The organism is Streptomyces sp. WELS2 (assembly GCF_013870595.1).
Classification (GTDB): Bacteria; Actinomycetota; Actinomycetes; order Streptomycetales; family Streptomycetaceae; genus Streptomyces.
The window spans coordinates 1-1,002 of record NZ_JACBWZ010001373.1; the positions used below are offsets into that span (position 1 = coordinate 1).

The following is a 1,002-nucleotide window of genomic DNA, read 5'->3' on the forward strand; positions in this document are numbered from 1 at the left end:
AGCCGAACTTCCCGGAAGCGATGTTGTTGCGCAGAGAGCTGTTGAGGTTCGCCTTCCCGCAGGCGACGATGGTCTGGTGGATCCCCGCGTAACCGGGGGAGTAGTAGATGGTGATGGAGCTGTCGCAGTTCCAGTTGTCCACCGAACCGGTGTGGCCGGCCACCACCTGGCCGGCTCCCTCACTCCCGCGCGGAGCCGTGCTGGTGACGAAGTAGTCGTCCCCGTAGTTCGGGTCGTCGTAGTACTGCTTGTAGACGGCGCCGGTGTAGTCCGGGTGGTAGTAGAGGCAGGCGTAGCCGGGGGAGCAGCTGACTGCGGCGGGTGCGGCCGACGCGGCGGAGGCGGTCGTCGACAGCGCCAGCCCGCTCCCCGCCGCCGCCAGAGCCAGGAGGCCGGCGAACACGGAGCGCTTGAGGTACATGGGTTCCTCCCGTTCTCCGAGGGCGGCCGTCCTGCCGCCCGCGGCCATCGTGCTGGAGACCGGTCCGCGCCGGACAGCGTCTTCCATCAGCCTCGAAAGGCACAGGTGAGGCCCCGTCACAGCGGCCGCCACGGGGTCGGCCGATGCTCGCGGGTGCCACGGGGGCGGCCGGGCCGACCAGCGCGGAGCCGGCCGGTGTGCGGTCGTCCAGCACGACCGGGCCGTGCTGGAACGACCGCAGCAGGCCGCAGTCGCGCAGGGCCGACAGATGACTGTGGTGGCGGTAGTGGTCGCACCCTGAGCGGCGTACCTGCCGCTCGTGCACTGCCGCGCCGGAGCGTTCACCGCCGCGCGTTCCGCGCTTACGCCCTCATCCCCGGTCGGATGACACCGGCCGCCGCGTGGCTGCGCTGGAAAGGGCACGACTCGCTGCCGGCCGCCCTCGGCCCCGGTCGGACCCTCGGCGCGGTGCACGGGCATGTGCCCGGCCTGACCGGCAGCCTCGCCCACACCCTGTTGGCGGCACCGGTGATACCGGCGATGTCCCGGGCACTCCGATGGCCGCGGGGACGGAGCTGTCC

Annotated in this window: 2 protein-coding genes; one reads left to right on the plus strand and one right to left on the minus strand. The window is 71.9% G+C overall.

What is annotated here, in order from left to right; translation table 11 throughout:
- On the minus strand, positions 1 to 421 hold a 421-nt coding region (locus H5J33_RS36450), incomplete at its 3' end, for a peptidase inhibitor family I36 protein (protein WP_181798950.1).
- A 384-nt stretch (positions 422 to 805) separates the two neighbouring features.
- Between H5J33_RS36450 and H5J33_RS36925 the strand changes: the two genes are divergently transcribed.
- Positions 806 to 1,002, plus strand: a 197-nt coding sequence (locus tag H5J33_RS36925) for a hypothetical protein (protein ID WP_220213069.1), incomplete at its 3' end; no start/stop codon positions are given.